The organism is Bacteroides sp. AF25-38AC (assembly GCF_003602995.1).
GTDB classification, from domain to species: Bacteria; Bacteroidota; Bacteroidia; order Bacteroidales; family Bacteroidaceae; genus Bacteroides; species Bacteroides uniformis.
Map to the genome: position 1 here is coordinate 44,575 of NZ_QTMD01000008.1, position 20,884 is coordinate 65,458.

Annotated in this window: 17 protein-coding genes; 7 read left to right on the forward strand and 10 right to left on the reverse strand. The window is 47.7% G+C overall.

The genetic code is table 11. The annotated features are described in order from the left end of the window. Positions 1–49 precede the first annotated feature (49 nt). From DWY55_RS07260 to tsaB, 6 genes are all read right to left on the reverse strand, one after another. Entirely contained in the window at positions 50–1,195 is a 1,146-nt protein-coding gene (locus tag DWY55_RS07260) for a 1-deoxy-D-xylulose-5-phosphate reductoisomerase (RefSeq protein WP_035449079.1), read from the reverse strand. Between the two features lie 36 nt (positions 1,196–1,231). Continuing rightward, entirely contained in the window at positions 1,232–2,089 is an 858-nt protein-coding gene (locus DWY55_RS07265) for a M23 family metallopeptidase (RefSeq protein WP_005826982.1), read from the reverse strand. Further along, positions 2,086–2,622 carry a ribosome maturation factor RimM gene (rimM, locus tag DWY55_RS07270; RefSeq protein WP_035449078.1) on the reverse strand — a complete coding sequence of 179 codons (537 nt, stop codon included), beginning with the start codon at positions 2,620–2,622 and terminating at the stop codon, positions 2,086–2,088. The genes DWY55_RS07265 and rimM overlap by 4 nt, the downstream gene beginning before the upstream one ends. Before the next feature lies 1 nt (position 2,623). Beyond that, positions 2,624–3,931 (reverse strand): UDP-N-acetylglucosamine 1-carboxyvinyltransferase, encoded by a 1,308-nt coding sequence (gene murA / locus DWY55_RS07275; protein ID WP_035449077.1) that lies wholly within the window; start codon positions 3,929–3,931, stop codon positions 2,624–2,626. Between the two features lie 98 nt (positions 3,932–4,029). Further along, on the reverse strand, positions 4,030–4,650 hold the full coding sequence (locus DWY55_RS07280; RefSeq protein ID WP_005826977.1) for a DUF4290 domain-containing protein: 621 nt from the start codon (positions 4,648–4,650) through the stop codon (positions 4,030–4,032). Between the two features lie 121 nt (positions 4,651–4,771). After that, positions 4,772–5,464, reverse strand: coding sequence for a tRNA (adenosine(37)-N6)-threonylcarbamoyltransferase complex dimerization subunit type 1 TsaB (gene tsaB, locus DWY55_RS07285; RefSeq protein ID WP_005833019.1), 693 nt, complete (start codon positions 5,462–5,464; stop codon positions 4,772–4,774). Between the two features lie 91 nt (positions 5,465–5,555). Between tsaB and DWY55_RS07290 the strand changes: the two genes are divergently transcribed. The 5 genes from DWY55_RS07290 (at position 5,556) to DWY55_RS07310 (ending at position 10,203) form a co-directional block, all read left to right on the forward strand. Continuing rightward, positions 5,556–6,440: a YicC/YloC family endoribonuclease gene (locus DWY55_RS07290; protein WP_035449074.1), complete on the forward strand. Its 885-nt coding sequence runs from the start codon at positions 5,556–5,558 to the stop codon at positions 6,438–6,440. A gap of 36 nt (positions 6,441–6,476) precedes the next feature. Then, complete coding sequence (gene gmk, locus DWY55_RS07295; protein ID WP_005826973.1) at positions 6,477–7,040, forward strand: guanylate kinase; 564 nt, start codon at positions 6,477–6,479, stop codon at positions 7,038–7,040. Then, complete coding sequence (locus DWY55_RS07300) at positions 7,037–7,273, forward strand: hypothetical protein (protein ID WP_005826972.1); 237 nt, start codon at positions 7,037–7,039, stop codon at positions 7,271–7,273. Before gmk ends, DWY55_RS07300 begins: the two co-directional genes overlap by 4 nt. A 22-nt stretch (positions 7,274–7,295) precedes the next feature. Then, on the forward strand, positions 7,296–7,865 hold the full coding sequence (gene nadD, locus DWY55_RS07305) for a nicotinate (nicotinamide) nucleotide adenylyltransferase (protein WP_008665167.1): 570 nt from the start codon (positions 7,296–7,298) through the stop codon (positions 7,863–7,865). A 133-nt stretch (positions 7,866–7,998) separates the two neighbouring features. Beyond that, the gene (locus tag DWY55_RS07310) at positions 7,999–10,203 is read left to right on the forward strand and encodes a beta-N-acetylglucosaminidase (protein ID WP_008665168.1); all 2,205 of its coding nucleotides are present in this window, start codon (positions 7,999–8,001) and stop codon (positions 10,201–10,203) included. 95 nt (positions 10,204–10,298) lie between these two features. Here the strand turns inward: DWY55_RS07310 and DWY55_RS07315 are convergent, their stop codons facing one another. The 3 genes from DWY55_RS07315 to DWY55_RS07335 form a co-directional block, all read right to left on the reverse strand. Continuing rightward, on the reverse strand, positions 10,299–11,480 hold the full coding sequence (locus DWY55_RS07315; protein WP_005826968.1) for a GTP-binding protein: 1,182 nt from the start codon (positions 11,478–11,480) through the stop codon (positions 10,299–10,301). Between the two features lie 186 nt (positions 11,481–11,666). Further along, on the reverse strand, positions 11,667–13,004 hold the full coding sequence (locus DWY55_RS07320; protein ID WP_005826963.1) for an NADP-specific glutamate dehydrogenase: 1,338 nt from the start codon (positions 13,002–13,004) through the stop codon (positions 11,667–11,669). A 363-nt stretch (positions 13,005–13,367) separates the two neighbouring features. Beyond that, positions 13,368–15,656 (reverse strand): NADP-dependent malic enzyme, encoded by a 2,289-nt coding sequence (locus DWY55_RS07335; protein WP_005826960.1) that lies wholly within the window; start codon positions 15,654–15,656, stop codon positions 13,368–13,370. A 175-nt stretch (positions 15,657–15,831) separates the two neighbouring features. Between DWY55_RS07335 and DWY55_RS07340 the strand changes: the two genes are divergently transcribed. Beyond that, positions 15,832–18,336, forward strand: coding sequence for a family 20 glycosylhydrolase (locus tag DWY55_RS07340; protein WP_005826959.1), 2,505 nt, complete (start codon positions 15,832–15,834; stop codon positions 18,334–18,336). Between the two features lie 111 nt (positions 18,337–18,447). Here the strand turns inward: DWY55_RS07340 and DWY55_RS07345 are convergent, their stop codons facing one another. After that, positions 18,448–19,728 (reverse strand): O-acetylhomoserine aminocarboxypropyltransferase/cysteine synthase family protein, encoded by a 1,281-nt coding sequence (locus DWY55_RS07345; RefSeq protein WP_005826957.1) that lies wholly within the window; start codon positions 19,726–19,728, stop codon positions 18,448–18,450. Positions 19,729–19,865: 137 nt separating this feature from the next. Here DWY55_RS07345 and DWY55_RS07350 point away from each other — a divergent pair, with 137 nt between their 5' ends. Further along, complete coding sequence (locus DWY55_RS07350) at positions 19,866–20,882, forward strand: N-acetylmuramoyl-L-alanine amidase (protein ID WP_008665171.1); 1,017 nt, start codon at positions 19,866–19,868, stop codon at positions 20,880–20,882. Positions 20,883–20,884 lie beyond the last annotated feature (2 nt).

Consider the following 20,884-nt stretch of genomic DNA (forward strand, 5'->3'; position numbering starts at 1 on the left):
ATCAAATGAGTAGATGTTTTTTATAATTCTTTTCATTCCGCTGTATCTATCAAATCAGCTCTTCTGCTATCCGTCGGGCTTCGGCATCCGTAGCCACATAGTCTTCATAGGTGGGCTTCTGTAAGTAGGATACGCGCGACATGGTCTTTTCTATTACTTCACTCATGCCAAGGAACGAAATTTTGTCCTGCAGGAAGGCAGCTACCACCACTTCATTGGCGGCATTGACAATGCAAGGCATATTGCCTGCACGATGTAGCGCTTCGTAGGCCAGGGCGAGGTTACGGAAACGGGTGGTGTCCGGTTGCTCGAACGTCAGTTCCGTGCACAGCTTGAAGTCCAGGCGCGGGAAAGAGGCTTTCAACCGGTCGGGATAGGAGAAGGCATATTGGATGGGCAGGCGCATGTCCGGCATTCCCAGTTGTGCTTTCACGGCACCGTCCTCAAACTGTACCATGGAGTGGATGACGGATTGCGGGTGTACCACGACTTCTATCTGGTCGGGACGTACACCGAACAGCCATTTGGCTTCGATTACCTCGAACCCTTTGTTCATCATGGAAGCAGAGTCTATCGTGATTTTGGCGCCCATGTCCCAGTTGGGGTGTTTCAGTGCTTGCGCTTTGGTGACGGTTGTTAGTTGCTCCATAGTGCAGGTGCGGAACGGACCTCCGGAGGCAGTCAGTATCACTTTTTCTATTTGGTTGCCTATCTCACCGGCCAGGCACTGGAAAACGGCGGAGTGCTCGGAGTCGACGGGTAGGATGGGGACACCGCTGAAGCGTGCCAGGTTATTGATGAGCTCTCCCGCCACCACCAGCGTCTCTTTGTTGGCAAGGGCTATCGGCTTACGGGCTCGGATGGCATTCATGGTGGGCTTCAGCCCTGCATATCCCACCATGGCGGTCAATACCATATCAATGGGATTTTCGGTCACAATCTGGCAGAGGGCATCTGCGCCGGCATATACCTTGATAGGTAGGTCGGCAAGCGCTTCTTTCAGTTGCGTGTATTTCGATTCGTTGGCTATTACCACTGCCTCAGGCTTGAATCTGCGTGCCTGGGCTATGAGTTCCTCTACGCGGTTATTGGCGGTCAATACGTATGCTTCGTACTGGTCGGGATGTTCTTCGATGACCTGCAACGCTTGTGTACCGATGGAACCGGTAGAACCGAGTATGGCAATCTGTTTCATTTACTATTATGCTATTTACAATTTACTATTTGGAGACTAAAATACGATGTAAAGCTCGGGATTTACGGCCCTGCCCTTATGCCACAGCTCGAAGTGAAGGTGGGGACCGGTGGACAGCTCGCCGGTGTTTCCTACCAGTGCGATGGCTTCACCCCCTTTCACCGCATCTCCTTCCCGTTTCAGCAGAGAGCCGCAATGCTTGTAGACTGACACGAAGTCCTGGTTGTGCTGTATTTCTATCAGATAACCCGTCTCGGCAGTGTAGGTACTCAGTATGACGGTACCGTCTAAGGTGGCCAATACGCTTTCGCCCGGATTGGCGGCAATGTCCGTGCCGAAGTGTTTTGTTTCGGCATTGAAGGGAGATGAAATCATGCCGCGTGTGGGGCGGTAGAAAATCAGTCCGTCTATTTCGGGGCGAGCGGTGATGCTCGTCAGGTTGTACTTTTCTGTCTCCTCGTACTGTTTGCGGAATTCGGCTTCCCGTTGTGTACGTTCCATGAGCGAATCTTCGCGCAGGTGGGTCAACGAGTCGATGGAATGTATGGTATCTGCCTTTATCTTGCCCTGGAAGATGTCCTGGATATTCATGATATAGAGGTTCTGTCTGTTCACCAGTTGCTGGAGGGAATCTACGCGCAAGGCATTCTCCACTACCTGGGCACGGATTTCACTGTTCATATATCCCGGCAGGTAGTTGCGCAGCGGGGTGAAGGCTACGATCAGGGAGGCGATGAGAAACAATACGAACAGCACGGAGAGCAATACGGACAGTCCGTTCAGCTTGGATACGCGCAACGTGATGATATCCTCAAGGGTATTCTCGTTCGTAATCGTCAGTCTGTACTTGAACTTGATGTTACTCCAAAATGCTTTTCTTCGTTTCTTTTTCATACCTCTTCTGTTTCGTCCAAAGCTATCAAACCTTCCGGCAGGTCTACGGTGATGACCTTGTGCTTCTGGTCAATGTCTATGATAAACTCTTCTTGTGCCGGCACCAGCAGTTCTTCTCCCTGATAATCTACCACAAACAGTGTGTTGATGGTCGATGTGTCCACGTCCGTCACTTCTCCCAGCGTGCCGTGATGTACTTCCTCCATACGAAAACCGACGAAGAAGTCCCAACTCAGTTCACCTGGTCCTGCCTCTTCTGCATGCTTTACGGGGAAGTAGACCTCAATATTAGTGAACATGCGGGCGCGTTCTGTCGTGTCCACGCCTTCCAGTTTGACAAGGGCGGTGGTGTCGGAGCGGAAACGGTATTCTTCCAAGAAGAAAGGCACCAGTATACCATCCAGCAGGCAGATTAGGTATTCGGCTTCCACCCGGTCGAAGATGTCATCCGTAAAAGTGAACGATAGTTCTCCGTGAATGCCGTGGGGCTTGTTGAATATACCTATCTTATATACTTCTTCTCTCTTTATCATCTTATTCTATTCTTGTTATTCTTGCTCCGAGCGCATTCAGTCGCCCTTCGATGTTCTGATACCCACGGTCTATCTGCTCTATGTTGTGGATGCGGCTGATGCCGTCCGCACTCATGGCAGCTATCAGCAGGGCGATGCCCGCACGGATATCGGGCGAGGTCATGTTGCCGCCACGTAGTTTAAAGCCGTGGTCGTGACCGATGACAACGGCGCGGTGCGGGTCGCAGAGGATAATTTGCGCTCCCATATCTATCAGCTTGTCCACAAAGAACAAACGGCTTTCGAACATTTTCTGATGAATGAGTACACTGCCTTTTGCCTGGGTGGCAACCACCAGCAGCACACTGAGCAAGTCTGGTGTCAGTCCGGGCCAGGGTGCGTCGGCAATGGTCATGATGGAGCCGTCGATAAAGTACTCTATCTGGTACGTCTCTTGTGCGGGCACGTAAATGTCGTCTCCCCACTGCTCCATCTTGATGCCGAGTCGACGGAAACTGTCGGGGATAATTCCCAAGTTCTCGTAGGAGACATTCTTGATGGTCAGTTCGCTACGGGTCATGGCTGCCATGCCAATGAAACTGCCCACTTCAATCATGTCGGGGAGGATGGTATGCTCGGTTCCGTGCAGCTCGTCTACTCCTTCGATAGTCAGGAGGTTGGAGGCGATGCCTTCTATCTTAGCTCCCATCCGGTTCAGCATTCTGCAAAGTTGCTGCACGTAGGGTTCGCAGGCGGCGTTGTAGATGGTGGTCTTGCCTTTGGCAAGGACGGCTGCCATTACGATATTGGCTGTTCCCGTTACAGATGCCTCGTCGAGTAGCATATAACTGCCATGCAGTTGTTTGGCTGAGATTTCGTAGATGCCACGCTCCTCATTATAGACAAAGTCGGCTCCTAAATTCTGGATACCGATAAAGTGTGTATCCAGACGGCGGCGTCCTATCTTGTCTCCGCCCGGCTTGGAAATCATGGCCTTGCCGAAACGTGCCACCATCGGCCCCACCAGCATGACGGAACCGCGCAGGCTGGAACATTTTTTCAGGAACGCGTCACTTTCCAGATAGGCGAAATCAATGTTGGCAGCTTGAAAGCTGTAAGTGTCAATGCCTTTTTTAGATACGCTGACTCCCATATCCCGCATCAATTGGATAAGGTTGTTGACGTCCAGTATGTCCGGGATATTGTGCACAGTCACCTCTTCGGCAGTGAGCAATGTGGCGCAGATAATTTGCAACACCTCGTTTTTTGCTCCTTGGGGGTAAATGTCACCGGAAAGTCTGTGTCCTCCTTCGATTACAAATGATGCCATGAAATTAGTGATTAGGGGTTGGTGATTAGTGATTAGTGATTAGTGGTCTGCATGGTGATGCCGCATGGCATTAATCACTAACCACTAATCATTCAATTTTAGTATTTCCGTTTATTGTTCCGGTTGTTGTTCCGGTTATTCTGGTTGTTCACTTTCGGACGGTAGTTCTGGTCAATACGTTCGGCCATGAGACGGACGATACTGTCTGTCATTTGCAGTTTTCCGTCAGAGAGTTCGGTGAGATCATCTGAAATCTTACGGTCATCGACGGTATCTTTGTTCCATGCCATGTAGTCTTTCTTCATGTGGTTACAAATGAGCGCTATCAAGTTCTGCTTCTCTTCTCCTTCCGGAAATTCGATGGCTTTCTTTATCAGTACTTCCAGTGTACGGCCATAGTGGCGGTAGCGGATTTTGGTACTGGGGTAGGGGATGCTCTCCGGCTTGGTATTCAGATTGTCCTTGCGGATAATTTCGTACGGATAATCTATATCCAATTGGAAGTTGGCCATGATGGCAAGGTGGTCCCATAGCTTATGTTTGAAGTCGGGCACATCGCGCAGATGGGGAAACATGTTTCCCATGATGTTGATGATTGTGTTTGCGCAACGCTGGCGTTCTGCACGGTCTTCGATTGTCAGCGCGTGGTCTACCATATTCTGGATGCTGCGACCATATTCGGGTAGGGGCATCCGTTTTTGTTGAGTGTTATATTGCATCTTTAATTAGTGATTAATGTTCAACGATTAGTGATTAGGGTTTAGCGATTAGTGGTTAGTGATTAATGGGCTACGTAGTGATACCGCATGGTATTCATCCCTAATCCCTAATCGCTAAACCCTAAATAAGTTTCTTTGGCGTGCCGGCTACGAATTCCTTCAAATAGAAGGGTTCGAAATAGGCCACATCCTTGAAATCTTGTTCGGCTATTGCCTTTTCTGCCAACGGGAACATCATGCCGGCAAGCGGGCGGATGCCGTCGATGAAGTGTGCATTGGGATGCGTGATTTTCTCTTTGCATTTGGCTGCACCGTCACCGAAGAAATAGACGGGATGTTGCTCTAAAAATTCTAGGTAGGAGTTTTCGTCCACAATATCGGCTGCAATGTCGCGCACCGATTTCAAGGCACGGTCGTAGATGGCAGCATAGACTTCCATGCGGCGGGCGTCAATCATCGGGCAGAGTAATGCGTCGTCGGGCAACTCATCGTGGTAGAGCAATACCGGTACACACTGAACTTTCAGGGTTTCCAGCCCGATAAGTGGCAGGTTACGTCCATAGCAGACACCTTTTGCCATCGACACGCCGATACGCAACCCGGTATACGAACCAGGGCCGCAGCTCACGGCGACTGCATCCAACGGCATGGCATGGCTATCGGCAAAGGATAGCGCCTCGTCCACAAAGATTCCCAATGAAACGGCGTGTGAAGGGCCATTCAGGTCCTCTTTCTTGAAAACGTTCTGTCCATCCTCGCTCACGGCTACGGAGCAGGCAGAAGTGGACGTTTCAATATGCAAGATACATGACATAACTTTTATTCTTGATTTTATTGTGGCAAATTTACGTGATTATTTTCACTAATTAAAATAATCGTGTAATTTTGCGCAAAACTATAACATTATGATACAATCTATGACAGGCTACGGCAAAGCAACCGTCGAACTGCCTGATAAGAAAATCAACGTTGAAATAAAGTCGCTCAATAGTAAGGCAATGGACCTATCTGCCCGCATTGCTCCGCTTTATCGTGAGAAGGAGATGGAAATCCGTAATGAAATATCACGGAAACTGGAGCGCGGAAAGGTGGATTTCAGCCTTTGGATAGAAAAGAAAGAGAGTGCGGAAAGCGCCACTCCCATCAACCAGACATTGGTTGAGGGATATTACAAGCAGATTTGTGCTATATCAGAAAATCTAGGAATACCTGTGCCGGATGCGATGGACTGGTTTGCCACGTTACTCCGTATGCCGGATGTGATGACGAAGAATGATACGCAGGAACTGAGTGAGGAGGAATGGGCTGTGGTCTATTCGGCTGTGGAAAAGGCTGTCGGTGCGCTGGTGGACTTCCGTAAGCAGGAAGGAGCTGCCCTTGAAAAGAAGTTCCGTGAGAAGATCGCCAATATCTCCCATTTGTTGGAGACTATCGCTCCCTACGAGAAAGAGCGTGTGGCCAAAGTGAAGGAGCGTATTACCGATGCACTGGAAAAGACCTTGAGCGTGGATTATGACAAGAACCGTCTGGAGCAGGAACTCATCTACTACATCGAAAAACTGGATGTGAACGAAGAGAAACAGCGTCTTGGCAATCATCTGAAATATTTTATCAATACGCTGGAAACCGGAACCGGACAAGGCAAGAAGTTAGGGTTCATCGCCCAGGAGATGGGACGCGAAATCAATACCTTGGGCAGTAAGTCCAATCATGCGGAGATGCAGAAGATTGTCGTTCAGATGAAAGATGAATTGGAGCAAATCAAGGAACAAGTATTGAACGTCATGTAGTATCAAATAGTAAATCGTCAAATCGTAAATAATTCGATGGCAAAACTTATCATATTTTCAGCCCCTTCGGGCTCTGGCAAGTCAACGATTATCAACTATCTGCTGACTCAAAATCTGAACTTGGCATTCTCCATCTCAGCGACCAGCCGCCCGCCCCGCGGAACGGAGAAAGATGGAGTGGAGTATTTCTTTCTGACTCCTGACGAGTTCCGTCGTCGCATAGCCAATGATGAATTCCTGGAGTATGAAGAGGTATATCAGGACCGTTTTTACGGAACACTGAAGGAGCAGGTGGAAAAGCAATTGGCTGCCGGACAGAATGTAGTGTTCGATGTGGATGTAGTGGGTGGTTGCAATATCAAGAAATTCTATGGTGAGCGTGCTTTGTCTGTTTTCATTCAGCCACCTTCAGTGGAGGAATTGCGCAAACGCTTGGTGGGGCGCGGAACAGATGCTCCCGAAGTGATAGAGAGCCGCGTGGCGAAAGCCGAATACGAACTGGGCTTTGCACCGAAGTTCGATACCGTGATTGTGAACGATGACCTGGAGACAGCCAAAGCGGAAGCATTGAAAGTAATCTCTCAATTCTTGAACGAATGAAACAACGTGGAGGAGTGTACAACCAGTTGGCACCGAGGAGGAAGAATAGCCCGAAGCTGAACAAGGCATTGCTAATTATTAATAGCGTTCTGTTCGTCTGCTCCCTTGTTGTGGGTGTATTGTATATACATCATGGCGAGCCTCGTTCCAGTATTTCAATGTTTCTTATCTCTGTAGTGACGATTTTCAATGCTTGGGCTGCCTGGCGTGCGTTGCAAAGACGTCCATTGTAAGGTTGTATATGAATAAGAATAAATGAATATAGGAATCTTCAGCGGCTCGTTCAACCCGATACACATCGGACATTTGGCCCTCGCCAACTATCTTTGCGAATACGGGGACCTGGACGAAGTGTGGTTTATGGTCACCCCCCACAATCCGCTGAAGGAAGAAAACGATCTGATGGATGACAAGTTACGTTTGAAGCTGGTGCAGCTAGCCACTGAGGGTTATCCCAAGTTTCGCGCTTCCGATTTTGAATTCCATCTGCCTCGGCCTTCTTATACTGTTCATACGTTGGATGCGCTGAAACGGACTTATCCCCAACACACTTTCCATCTTGTCATTGGTTCGGACAACTGGAGGCTGTTCCACCGTTGGTACGAGTCGGAACGCATTATTGCCGAAAATCATCTTCTGGTTTATCCCCGTCCCGGCTATCCGGTAGAGGCCACCTTTTTACCGCAGAATGTGCGGACAGTTTCTTCTCCGGTATTCGAAATCAGCTCCACTTTTATCCGTCGGGCCATAGAGGAGGGAAAAGACGTACGCTACTTCCTGCATCCGGCTGTGTGCGATGAACTCAAACGGATGCAGAATAAATGAATCTTTAAACTGAAATAAATGTCTGTATTTGTACGTGTTTTCATATTTATTTCTTATTTTTGAACGTATCAACCTTGAATGCATGGAAGAGTTTTCTTAATACATAGATATTCCTTAATTTAATAATCCGCTTATGAGAAAAGAACTACTGTTACTGGGAGCATTCGGTATGCTGACGACAGCGACGCTTTGTGCGCAAGAGTTTCATTTGCAACCTACTCCCCAAGAATATATTACGCAAAAAGATTCTGTTGATATTCCCCGACAATACCAGATCCTTTCCGGCAATTCCGTGCAGGACGGACCTGCGTTGCCTTTACTCCGTTCATTGATGCCGGAAGAGGTGCTTGGCGCTTCTTTCCGTGTATATATAGGAGTGAAAGGAGATAAGATTATCAAGAAATACCAACATCGGATTCCACGCAAATCCGAAGGTTATTTCCTGAAAATAGAAAAAGACTGCATCGTCATAGCCGGTGCTGACGAACGGGGAGCGTACTATGGTGTACAGACTCTTGCGCAGTTGCTTGCTTTAGACAAGCTGCCTTTGGCTGAAGTGACGGACTATCCTGATGTTCCCTATCGGGGTGTGGTAGAAGGTTTTTACGGTGCTCCCTGGAGTCAGGAGGCGCGTATACGCCAGCTTGATTTTTATGGTCGGAACAAAATGAATGTCTATATCTATGGACCGAAAGACGATCCTTATCACCGGACTCCCAACTGGCGCAAGCCTTATCCTGCTCGAGAAGGAGAAGAGTTGAAAGTATTGGTGAATAGGGCGAAGGAGAACAATGTTATTTTCTATTGGGCCATTCATCCGGGTCAGGATATTCGCTGGAATGAAGAAGACCGCTCGTTATTGTTGCAGAAGTTCGAAAGCATGTACCAGTTGGGTGTGCGTGGTTTTGCCGTTTTCTTTGATGATATTTCGGGTGAGGGGACAAAGGCAGACAAGCAGGCTGAACTGTTGAACTATATTGACGACCATTTTGTAAAAGTCAAGCGGGATGTTGCACCATTGATATTGTGTCCCACAGAGTACAACAAGTCATGGACCGATGTGGAGGGAGGCTATCTCACTACGCTTGGTGATAAGTTGAACGAGGGTATCAAGGTGATGTGGACCGGTGATATGGTAGTTGCTACTATAGATAAGTCTACGCTGGACTTCGTCAATCCGCTGCTGAAACGTAAGGCGTACATTTGGTGGAATTTCCCCGTTTCGGATTATGTACAAGACCATTTGCTGCTAGGGCCGGTTTATGGAAACGGGCTTGATGTAAAAGATGATATGTCTGCTTTTGTTTCCAATCCGATGGAACATGCCGAGGCTTCCAAAATCTCTCTGTACAGTGTAGCTGATTATACTTGGAATATGGAGAATTATGATAGTGAAACTTCTTGGAAACATGCAGTCAGAGACCTTATGCCACTTCATGCCGAATATTTGGAAATCTTCGCTGCTCATAATTCCGACCCGGGACAGAATGGACATCGCTTCCGTCGTGAAGAGTCCGTTGCCATTCAGCCTGCTCTCTCTGCCTTGTTGAAAGCCTATCAAGAGAAAAACGAGATAGATGAAGATGCCTATCGGCAGGTAGCTGAGGAATGCCGGAAGATAATCGTTGCCGCTGATGGATTGCTTGCGTCGGGAAATGAGAATCGTCCGTTGATAACTGAAATAAGGCCTTGGCTCATTCAGTTCAAACAAGTGGGAGAGTATGGTGCGGAGGTGCTGAACATGATACGCCTGCGCCAGCAGAAGGATGCATTTATAGGTAGCTACGAACACGCCCGCGCCCTGCTGGTGCTGATGGGTGAGACGGATGCCCAATATAAAGCGGGCATAAAGAGCGGCAGCCTGCATCTGATGCCTACTTTCAATGCTTTGTTCGAAGCGGCGACAACGGGCTATAATGCAGCGTTCCATGCCGGGCTTGATACAAAGGCTGTTTATTCTCCCTACACGTTGAAGAGCGACGTGAATCAGTTGGCTTCGCTTCCTATTCAGCAGAAGGGAAAGGTGAATACAATTATTCCGTCCAATGAAGTCATCAACTGGCAGGCAGGCGGTGTGCTGACCATTTCGATGGATTATGCCCGCCAGTTGAGTTCGGTGCTTATTGATTTGGGAGATGCGGAGGTGGCTAATTCTAAGTTTAAACTGGAAGTAACTTCGGATGGTACAAACTGGCAGGCGGTGGATTTGAAACCGGGATACAGAACGCAGGTGAAGGCATCTCTCAAGGATTTGAGCGTTGCGAAGATGAGGCTGGTGAATGTATCCGACACAGAGCAGAAGGTGTATTTCAAAATGTTCCGTTTTACGGAGAATTGATATGGTTCTTGATTCTTAAAATAGAGTTACGCGTCTGGGACGATGCTCCCCGTTGTTCCTAAGATTGGAATGACGGGGAGCACTTTTTTAGGAAGTTATTCAAGGCATTTGTCCAAGTCGCGGATGATTTGCTCTTTATCCATATTTTGTCCGATGAATACTATCTTCAGCATGCGGTCGCCGTATTGCTCGTCCCAGTCTCTTAGCAATCCCGGTTCTTGGCGCATCAGTTCTATCATGTCTTCTTCGGGGGCGGTGGCATACCATTGTCCGGCTTCAGTTATTTTCTTCTGTATACCTGCTTGTTCAAAGAGGAAGGACATGTCGCGGTTGTGGCTGAAGTAGCAGACACCCTTGGCGCGGATAACGCTGCGGGGCCATTTGGTAGCGACATAGTGGTCGAACTTATGAATGTCGAATGCAGGACGGCGGTAGTAGACAAATGTGCCAATACCGTATTCTTCTACTTCACCTCCTTCGTGATGGTGGTGATGATGACCCTCTTCATGATGGTAATGCGCCTCTTTTTCCTCCTCTTCGCTTACTTGTTGCTCTATGCCACGAATCCATCCGGCGGAAGTTGCGGCACGTTCAAAGTTAAAGAGGTGGGTATGGATAATCTTATCCAGGTCTACATCTGCATAATTGCACTCTATAATTTGGGCACCGGGTTGCAAGGTGTGGATAATCTGCCTGATACGTTTTAATTCCTCGGGCTGTACTTCTGCTGCTTTGTTCAGCAGGATAATATTACAGAACTCAATTTGCTGAATGATGAGGTTTTCTATATCTTCCTCATCAATGCCTTTGCGTGTCAAATCATCTCCGCAAGAAAATTCACTTTGCAGACGTAAGGCGTCCACCACGGTGGTAATGCAGTCTAAGCGGCAAATACCGTATTTAGTATACGCTCCTCCCATATGAGGAATGGAGCAGAGTGTTTGGGCAATAGGCTCCGGTTCACAGATGCCACTCGCTTCAATCACGATGTAGTCGAAGCGTTGCATCTTCATGATTTCGAACATCTGCTCTATCAAGTCTGTCTTCAGCGTACAGCAGATACAGCCATTCTGTAGAGCTACCAGGCTGTCGTCTTTCTTTCCCACCACGCCACCTTTCTGTATAAGGTCTGCATCAATGTTCACTTCGCCTATGTCATTGACGATAACGGCAAACTTAATGCCACGTTTATTAGAAAGAATGTGATTTACCAACGTCGTTTTGCCACTGCCTAGATAACCGGTCAACAGCAGTACGGGGATTTCTATTGTATTCATAATCGTTTGGTTTGCTTCAATGATAATGGTCTTCTTTTATTAACTTCCGCAAAGTTATCTGATTTATGTGATAATGGATTGAAAAAAACAAAATTTTGTTTCTTCTATATTATTAAACAGAAAAAAGGTGAAAAGCTTTGAGCCCCTCACCTTTCTTCTGTTGTAGTTGTACTATGGCTTTAGTTCTTACAGAATCCCTTGCGCCATCATCGCCTTTGCCACCTTCATAAATCCGGCCACATTGGCACCCTTCACGTAATTTACATAACCGTCGGCTTCCGTACCATATTGCACGCAAGCTTCGTGAATGTTCTTCATGATGCTCTTCAATTTCTCGTCCACTTCCTCTGCACTCCAGCTCAACTTGATGGAGTTCTGAGTCATTTCGAGACCGGATACTGATACACCGCCGGCATTGGCTGCCTTACCCGGAGCATACAGAATCTTTGCATCTTGGAATACGCGGATTGCTTCAGGGGTAGAAGGCATGTTTGCACCTTCGGACACAGCCATGACACCATTAGCAATTAGTTTTTTGGCATCATCTCCATTTATTTCATTCTGAGTTGCAGAAGGCAGGGCGATGTCTGCCTTTTCACCCCAAGGACGTGCACCTTCTACGTACTTGACACCCGGATATTGTTCAGCATATTCGCGGATACGTCCACGATAGAGGTTTTTCAGCTCCATGATGTAATCCAACTTTTCGCGGTCAATGCCGTCCGGATCGTATACATAACCGTCAGAATCAGACATGGTCAATACCTTACCACCCAATTCCAATACTTTCTCGGCCGTATATTGAGCTACGTTACCGGAACCGGAAATCAGACAAGTTTTGCCTTTCAAGTCAGTACCCTTAGTCTTTAACATTTCCATCAGGAAGTAGATGTTACCGTAGCCGGTAGCTTCCGGACGAATCAGCGAACCGCCGAACTCACGGCCCTTACCGGTGAAAGTACCCGTAAATTCATGAGCCAGCTTCTTATACATACCGAACATGAAACCTACTTCGCGACCACCTACACCGATATCACCAGCAGGTACGTCTGTTTCAGGGCCGATATGACGCCATAACTCCAGCATGAAAGCCTGAACAAAACGCATGACCTCAGCATTTGACTTGCCGCGCGGAGAGAAGTCCGAACCGCCTTTACCGCCACCCATAGGCAGAGTTGTCAATGAGTTTTTAAATGTCTGCTCGAAAGCAAGGAATTTCAGGATGCTCAGGTTTACAGAAGCGTGGAAACGAACACCGCCTTTATAAGGGCCGATAGCGTTGTTGTGCTGCACACGATAGCCCATGTTGGTTTGTACGTTACCTTTATCGTCTACCCAAGTAACACGGAATTGGTAAACGCGATCGGGGATGCAAAGACGTTCAATCAGATTGGCTTTGTCAAACTCCGGATGCTTGTTATACTCTTCTTCAATCGTAGAAAGAACTTCTTCTACTGCTTGATGATACTCCGGTTCGTTGGGGAACCGTCTTTTCAGGTCTTCTAATACCTTAGCTGCATTCATAATCTATTTCTTTTATTGGTTGCTACTATATATTACCTAAAACAATTCGATTTTCGGTTTGTTTCCTTTTCCTCTCATTGCGGTTGCAAAAGTACACATAAAAATGAAACGAACAAACATTTTATAAAGAAAATGCGGTATAAAACAACAATTTTATTGTTTTATACCGCAAAATGGAATAAAAAGATATTATTTATCCTCTTTTTAGAGACTTTATGACGGGAATAAATACTAAAGCCGCCGAAATGGCAAGCGTTAGGATGATTGGACCGTCAATTCGTTCGACAGATATCAAAACAATGTAGCAAAGTGCTGCCCAAAGCAGCATAATGCAAACTATTTGGAATTTTGATAACGGTCGTTTCATTTGGCTGCTTTCTTTTTGTCTACGATAGCATCGATAACTGCCACTGCGGTGATATTCACGATATCTCGCACGGAGCTTTCAAAATCGGTGAAGTGGATAGGCTTGTTCAGCCCCATTTGGATAGGACCAATCAGTTCGGAGTCCGTATCCATCGCCTGCAGCAGCTTGTAAGCAGAGTTTGCAGAACTCAAGTTCGGGAAAATCAGTGTGTTTACGTCTTTTCCTTTCAAGCGCGTAAACGGATACTTGGCATCACGCATTTCGCGGTTCATGGCGAAATTCACCTGCATTTCTCCGTCAATGGCAAGGTCAGGATAGTTTTGTTGCATATAATCCACTGCTTCGTGTACACTTACCGGACTTCCTTCCTTATCCGCACCGAAGTTGGAGTAACTCAACATGGCCATTACCGGTGTATGATTGAAGAAGCGGACGGTATATTCCGACAGCTTGGCAATGTCAATCAGCGTTTCGGCATTGGGATGACGGTTAATCAGCGTATCTGCCAGGAAGTATGTGCCTTTCTTGGAGTTCAGAATATGCATGGTGCCGAAATGCTTGTATTCCGGACGGATGCCGATGACTTCCTTGGCAACCTTGATGGTATTGCTGTATTTGGTGTAAAGACCTGTGATGAAAGCGTCTGCTTCACCCGTCTCCACCATCATCATACCGAAGTAGTTACGTTCGAACATTTTGTCGTTGGCTTCTTCGTAAGTGGCTCCTTCGCGGGCACGTTTTTCAGATAGGATGCGGGCATAGCGTTCACGGCGCGGCGCTTCATCCGGATGACGCAGATTTACTATCTCGATACCTTCAAGGCTAAGGTCGAGTTCTTTTGCCAGCTTCTCGATGGCTTCGTCGTTGCCCAATATAATAGGATGGCAGATACCTTCAGCCTTGGCTTCCACAGCAGCTTTCAGCATATTGGGGTGGATGCCTTCGGCAAATACCACACGTTGTGGGTTGCGGCGGGCGGTGTCGTAGAGTTGGCGGGTCAGTTTGCTTTCGTAACCCATCAGCTCGCGCAGTTGCAGGCGGTAGGCATCCCAGTCTTCGATGTCTTTGCGAGCTACACCGCTTTCCATGGCAGCTTTGGCCACAGCGCAGGACACTTCGGTGATGAGGCGCGGGTCAACCGGTTTCGGGATGAAGTATTCGGGACCGAAGGTGAAGTTGTTTACATGGTATGCTTCATTCACAACATCGGGCACGGGCTGCTTGGCAAGGTTGGCAATGGCGTGCACGGCAGCAATTTTCATGGCTTCGTTGATGGCTTTTGCCTGCGTGTCGAGGGCGCCGCGGAAGATGTAGGGGAAACCGATTACATTATTAATCTGGTTAGGATAGTCGGAACGACCGGTGGACATCAGTACGTCCGGACGTGCTGCCATGGCGTCTTCGTAAGAGATTTCCGGAGTAGGGTTGGCAAGGGCAAACACGATGGGATGGTCTGCCATGCTGCGAACCATGTCCTGGGTCAACACATTACCTTTTGACAGTCCAAGGAATACATCGGCACCTTTGATGGCTTCTGCCAGTGTATGTACGTCGCGACGGTCGGTGGCAAAGTAACGTTTCTGCTCGGTCAGATTCTCGCGGTCGCTGGTGATGACTCCCTTACTGTCCAGCATCAGGATATTCTCACGGCGTGCACCGAGCGCTTCATACAGTTTGGTACATGAGGTGGCGGAAGCCCCGGCACCGTTTACGACGATTTTCACTTCCTCTATCTTCTTGCCTGCCACTTCCAGGGCGTTCAGCAATCCTGCGCTGGAGATGATGGCGGTGCCGTGCTGGTCGTCGTGCATCACGGGGATGTCCAATTCCTCTTTCAGGCGGCGTTCTATTTCGAAACATTCGGGTGCTTTGATGTCTTCCAAGTTGATACCTCCGAATGTTGGGGCAATAGCCTTGACAGCTTCGATGAACTTGTCGGGGTCTTTTTCATTTACTTCGATGTCGAATACGTCGATACCTGCATAAATTTTGAACAACAGACCTTTACCCTCCATGACGGGTTTGCCGCTGAGGGCGCCAATATCGCCCAGGCCGAGCACGGCGGTTCCGTTGGAGATGACAGCTACCAGATTGCCTTTTGCTGTATATTTATATGCATCTTGCGGGTTTTTCTCAATTTCGAGGCACGGTTCTGCAACGCCCGGAGAGTAGGCGAGAGAAAGATCGGTTTGTGTACTGTAAGGCTTGGTGGGTACTACTTCAATCTTACCCGGTTTGCCTTGCGAATGGTAGAGCAAGGCTGCTTCTTTGGTTATTTTAGCCATGGTAGAATAGTTAAATTGGTTATAATTTGGCTGCAAATGTAGGTATAAAAGTTCTAAATTGTAGCTCGCTGTCAATAAAATCTATTACTTTTATCAGTTAATTAGCTTAAAATGCTTATTTTTGGCATCAGATTTTAGAAATTACCCCCATTTATTAACTTAACACATGAGTTGCATGAGAATTTTGAAACTTCCTCTGGCAGGATTATTATTTTGTGTAATGGCACTATTTGCTGGATGTAAAACGAGTAATGAACCTAAGGCACCGGTTGCTCTGACCTGGGAAATGGGTGCAAGTGACATCGAACCCGGATATTATGAGAATACCTTTATTCTCAAGAATATCTCTCAAAAACCTCTAAAAAAGAACTGGACGATTTACTATTCACAGCTTCCCCGAGGGGTGAAGCAGGAAGGAGCCTCTGAAGTGAAGGTAGAGGTAGTGAACGGTAATTTTTTCAAAATGTATCCGACAGACGAATTTGCTCCGCTGGCTCCCGGTGATTCCATGCGGATCACTTTCCTTTGTACTTACAAGCTGGACCGGAACTCCCATGTACCGGAAGGAACTTATTGGGTGGAGACTGTGGATGGTAAAGAGGGCAGTCCGTTGCCCGTGGCTTTGAAGGCGCTGCCGCTTCCTTCTCCCGAGTCAATGAGCGGCTATCCGGATGCGACTAAGATTTATGAATCCAATCTTCGCTTGGCTGGTGCTCCTGCTTTGGTGCAGTCAGACATTCTTCCGTCTGTAAAGAAAGTGGTAGCCATTGAAGGCGATAATGTCGTATTGGAAGGTAAGGTAGCTTTGGCATTTCCGGAGAACTTTGCCGGTGAAGCCAAGTTGCTGAAAGAGAAACTGACTGGTTTGTATGGTTTGGAAGTTGTCGGAAATGCTTCCGTGAAGATTGTGCTGGAAGAACTGCTTGATAGGAAGGAGGCCGTAAATGATGAATATTATACTATCAATATAGGTGACAACCTGATAAAAATCAGTGCTGCCACTCCTCATGGCATTTTTAATGGTACACAGACACTTTTGTCAATGTTGAAGGGCAAGCAGACACCTTATTTGCTGGAGGCAGTCTCCATTCGGGATTATCCGGACTTGGCATATCGTGGACAAATGATAGATATTGCCCGTAATTTCACCGCTCCGGAGAACTTGAAGAAACTGGTGGATATTTTTGCATCTTATAAATTGAATGTCCTGCATTTCCATTTTTGTGATGATGAAGCCTGGCGTTTGGAGATTCCCGGTTTGGAGGAACTGACTGCTGTGGGTAGCCGTCGCGGGCATACCACTGACGAAAGCCAGTGCCTCTACCCATGTTATGACGGTGGCTATGACCCTGATGCAAAGACTGTAGGCAATGGATATTATAGCCGCGAGGAATTTATTGATTTGCTGAAGTATGCTGCCGAAAGACATGTCCGCATTGTTCCGGAAATAGAATCTCCGGGGCATGCCCGCGCTGCCATTGTCTCCATGAAGGCACGCTATAACAAATATTTTGAAACTGATCCGGGGAAAGCTACAGAATATATATTGAGTGAACCGGAAGATACTTCACGTTATGTTTCTGTACAATATTATACGGACAATGTGATGAATGTCGCCTTGCCTTCTACCTACCGTTTTATGGAGAAGGTGATTCAGGAACTTAATGCGATGTATCAGGAAGCTGGTCTTTCACTGTACACAGTGCATTTGGGTGGTGACGAAGTGCCTCGCGGTGTGTGGATGGGCTCCCCGAAATGCCAGGAACTGATGAAGGAAAAAGGCATGACGAAAGCTCATGATTTGTCGGAGTATTTCATTACGCAAATGGCGGATGTGATGCAGAAGAACGGACTGAAATTCAGTGGTTGGCAGGAAGTTGCTTTGGGGCATACTGAAGAGGCTCATCAACAGTTGAGGGGCCAGGCTGCCGGTGTGTATTGCTGGAATACTGTACCGGGCTCTGATGAAGTGGTTTATCAGACAGCCAATAACGGTTACCCGGTCATCCTTTGCAACGTGGGCAATTTCTATATGGATATGGCTTACAATGGTCATCCGGACGAGCGTGGACTCGATTGGGGAGGTTATGTGGATGAGTCTGTCTCTTTCTCTATGCTTCCTTTCAGCATTTATCGTTCGCTGCGTGTGGATATGGCAGGCAATCCCATTGATTTGAATAATGCGGAAAAGGGGAAGACTGCTTTGACAGAGATAGGCAAGAAGCATATTATGGGTGTACAAGGGCAATTGTTTGCCGAAACTATCCGTAGTTTTGATGGCGTGGAATATCTTCTTTTCCCAAAAATATTAGGGCTGGCAGAACGTGGCTGGAATGCCCATCCGGCATGGGAAAATTTATCCGGTATACGGGAGGAGCAGGCTTTCAATCAGGCTTTGGCACTTTATTATGAGAAAATCAGCAAGAGTGAAATGCCTTATTGGGCAAAGCATGGGATTAACTTCCGCTTGCCTCAGCCGGGTTTATGGATAGAAGAGGGAAATCTGTTTGCTAATGTGGCCATTGATGGGGCTGAGATACGTTATACGACTGATGGGTCGGAACCTACTGCCCAGTCTGCTTTGTGGCAGGAGCCGGTGAAATGCGATGCTTCGGTATTGAAGGTAAAGACATTCTATCAAGGAAAGGAAAGTTTGCCGATAACGTGGCAGGTAAAATAATTGTTGTAATATTTAGGCGCGAATTACGTGGATGTAATGGACTAAATCCGTGAAATCCGCGTAATTCGCACCTAAAAAAATATCAAGAAAGTTTTAAAATTTCTATCCTTATCAAGCGTTCAGCGCTTGTTCTATATCCGCAATAATATCCTCTGCATTCTCTATACCTACCGAGAAGCGAATCAGGTCGGGGCGTACACCTGCCTCCATCAGTTGCTCGTCTGTCAACTGGCGGTGTGTATGGCTGGCTGGGTGCAGCACGCAAGTACGTGCATCGGCCACATGAGTCACGATGGCTGCCAGTTTCAGTGAATCCATAAACTTGATAGACTCTTCCCGTCCGCCCTTCAAGCCGAAGGTGACAACGCCGCAAGAGCCGTTCGGCATGTACTTCTGTGCCTGCTCGTAGTATTTGTCGCCCGGCAGACCACAATAATTCACCCAAGCCACTTTGTCGTTCTGGGCAAGATACTCGGCTACCGCTTGTGCATTCTTGCAATGTTGGGGCATACGCAGGTGCAGTGTTTCCAGACCCAGGTTCAGTAGGAATGCGTTTTGTGGAGACTGGATGCTGCCCAGGTCGCGCATCAGTTGGGCTGTAGCCTTGGTGATGTAAGCCATTTTGCCGAAGGCTTTCGTATAAGTCAGTCCGTGGTAAGACTCGTCCGGTGTGCACAGTCCGGGGAATTTGTCGGCGTGTGCATCCCAATCGAAGTTACCGCTGTCTACAATGGCTCCACCTACGCTGGTGGCATGTCCGTCCATGTATTTGGTGGTAGAGTGTACTACGATGTCGGCACCCCACTCAAACGGGCGGCAGTTGATAGGGGTAGGGAAGGTGTTGTCCACAATCAAGGGCACGCCGTGGCTGTGGGCAATGCGGGCAAACTTCTCTATATCGAGCACTTCGAGCGTAGGGTTGGAGATGGTTTCGCCGAATAGGGCCTTGGTATTGGGGCGGAAAGCAGCGGAAATTTCTTCCTCGCTGGCATCCGGGTTGACGAAAGTGACGTCGATGCCCAATTTCTTCAAAGTTACTCCGAAGAGGTTGAATGTTCCGCCATAGATGGTAGAGGAGCAAACAAAATGGTCTCCTGCCTGGCAGATATTGAAAATGGCATAGAAGTTGGCTGCTTGTCCGCTGGATGTCAGCATAGCGGCCACACCACCTTCGAGGGCGGCAATCTTGGCGGCTACAGCATCGTTCGTAGGGTTCTGCAGGCGGGTATAGAAATAGCCGCTGTCTTCAAGGTCGAACAAGCGTGCCATCTGTTCGCTGGTATCATATTTGAAAGTTGTACTTTGATAGATGGGGAGTACACGGGGCTCGCCCTTTTTAGGAGTCCATCCGGCTTGTACGCACAGCGTCTCCGGCTTGAATTGCTTTGCCATAATGTTATCTGTTTTAAAAGTTTCTTATCTATTATCGCGTAAGTTGTCGCAAAAGTAGGGAAAAAATTATAATTTTGTGCTTAAGTATGGTAAAATGCTATAAATTAGCGGCTGGAAATTTGTAGCGAACCGAATAAATGATGAATAATTGGAATATGAAACGCATATTTTGTTTACTGACCATCCTCTTTTGTACTTTGTTTGCTTTTAATGCTTCGGCTCAGGAAGAGCGGGATAGTCCGAGACGTGGAGAAGGAATCTCTGTTTTCCTGGAACGTAACAAGCGCCCGGGGAGAGCCTATTATAAGGAGTTTTTGGAGCTGAACAAGAAACTTCTTAAAGGGAAGGAGGAATTGCGGCTGGGAGTGAAGTATGTACTGCCCCCATTATCAAAGCCGGTTGGCAATGGGAAGAAGACAATCAATGAACCTTTGTTCGGGAAAGCGCTTGCCAGTGTAAAAGTGACATCCAACCGTTTGCAGGGCGCTTGTTTTTATGTAGTGAGCGGGCATGGAGGCCCCGACCCCGGAGCTATCGGCAGAATCGGCAAAATAGAACTGCATGAAGATGAGTATGCGTATGATGTGGCTTTGCGCCTTGCCCGTAACTTGATGCAAGAGGGGGCGGAAGTCCGTATCATTATCCAGGATGCTAAAGACGGAATCCGTGATGACAAGTACCTTTCCAACAGCAAACGTGAGACGTGCATGGGAGCTCCCATACCCTTGAACCAAGTGGCACGTCTCCGGCAACGTTGCGCCAAAATCAATGAGTTTTACAAGAAGGACCGCAAGAACTATAAATATTGCCGTGCCATTTTTCTTCATGTGGACAGTCGCAGTAAGAGCCATCAGACCGATGTGTTCTTTTACCACTCTAAAAGCAAGCCCGACAGCAAGCGTCTGGCTAAGACCATGAAGAAAACTTTCGAATCGAAATATGACAAGCACCAGCCCAACCGTGGGTTTACCGGAACTGTCAGCGCACGCAATCTTTATGTGTTAGCCAATACTTCTCCCGCTTCCGTATTCGTGGAATTGGGAAATATCCAGAACACTTTTGACCAGCGCCGTTTTGTAATCAGTTCGAACCGCCAGGCCTTGGCCAAGTGGATGATGGAGGGTTTCATCACGGATTATAAAAAGGCGAAATAAGG

What these genes read in the sequence shown, in the direction of transcription:
- DWY55_RS07260 (WP_035449079.1), bottom strand. Translation starts at nt 1,195, where the DNA reads ATGAAACAGATTGCCATACTCGGTTCTACCGGTTCCATCGGTACACAA.
- DWY55_RS07265 (WP_005826982.1), bottom strand. Translation starts at nt 2,089, where the DNA reads ATGAAAAAGAAACGAAGAAAAGCATTTTGGAGTAACATCAAGTTCAAG.
- rimM (WP_035449078.1), bottom strand. Translation starts at nt 2,622, where the DNA reads ATGATAAAGAGAGAAGAAGTATATAAGATAGGTATATTCAACAAGCCC.
- gmk (WP_005826973.1), top strand. Translation starts at nt 6,477, where the DNA reads ATGGCAAAACTTATCATATTTTCAGCCCCTTCGGGCTCTGGCAAGTCA.
- DWY55_RS07300 (WP_005826972.1), top strand. Translation starts at nt 7,037, where the DNA reads ATGAAACAACGTGGAGGAGTGTACAACCAGTTGGCACCGAGGAGGAAG.
- tsaB (WP_005833019.1), bottom strand. Translation starts at nt 5,464, where the DNA reads ATGTCATGTATCTTGCATATTGAAACGTCCACTTCTGCCTGCTCCGTA.
- DWY55_RS07350 (WP_008665171.1), top strand. Translation starts at nt 19,866, where the DNA reads ATGATGAATAATTGGAATATGAAACGCATATTTTGTTTACTGACCATC.
- DWY55_RS07310 (WP_008665168.1), top strand. Translation starts at nt 7,999, where the DNA reads ATGAGAAAAGAACTACTGTTACTGGGAGCATTCGGTATGCTGACGACA.
- nadD (WP_008665167.1), top strand. Translation starts at nt 7,296, where the DNA reads ATGAATATAGGAATCTTCAGCGGCTCGTTCAACCCGATACACATCGGA.
- DWY55_RS07335 (WP_005826960.1), bottom strand. Translation starts at nt 15,656, where the DNA reads ATGGCTAAAATAACCAAAGAAGCAGCCTTGCTCTACCATTCGCAAGGC.
- DWY55_RS07320 (WP_005826963.1), bottom strand. Translation starts at nt 13,004, where the DNA reads ATGAATGCAGCTAAGGTATTAGAAGACCTGAAAAGACGGTTCCCCAAC.
- murA (WP_035449077.1), bottom strand. Translation starts at nt 3,931, where the DNA reads ATGGCATCATTTGTAATCGAAGGAGGACACAGACTTTCCGGTGACATT.
- DWY55_RS07280 (WP_005826977.1), bottom strand. Translation starts at nt 4,650, where the DNA reads ATGCAATATAACACTCAACAAAAACGGATGCCCCTACCCGAATATGGT.
- DWY55_RS07315 (WP_005826968.1), bottom strand. Translation starts at nt 11,480, where the DNA reads ATGAATACAATAGAAATCCCCGTACTGCTGTTGACCGGTTATCTAGGC.
- DWY55_RS07345 (WP_005826957.1), bottom strand. Translation starts at nt 19,728, where the DNA reads ATGGCAAAGCAATTCAAGCCGGAGACGCTGTGCGTACAAGCCGGATGG.
- DWY55_RS07290 (WP_035449074.1), top strand. Translation starts at nt 5,556, where the DNA reads ATGATACAATCTATGACAGGCTACGGCAAAGCAACCGTCGAACTGCCT.
- DWY55_RS07340 (WP_005826959.1), top strand. Translation starts at nt 15,832, where the DNA reads ATGAGAATTTTGAAACTTCCTCTGGCAGGATTATTATTTTGTGTAATG.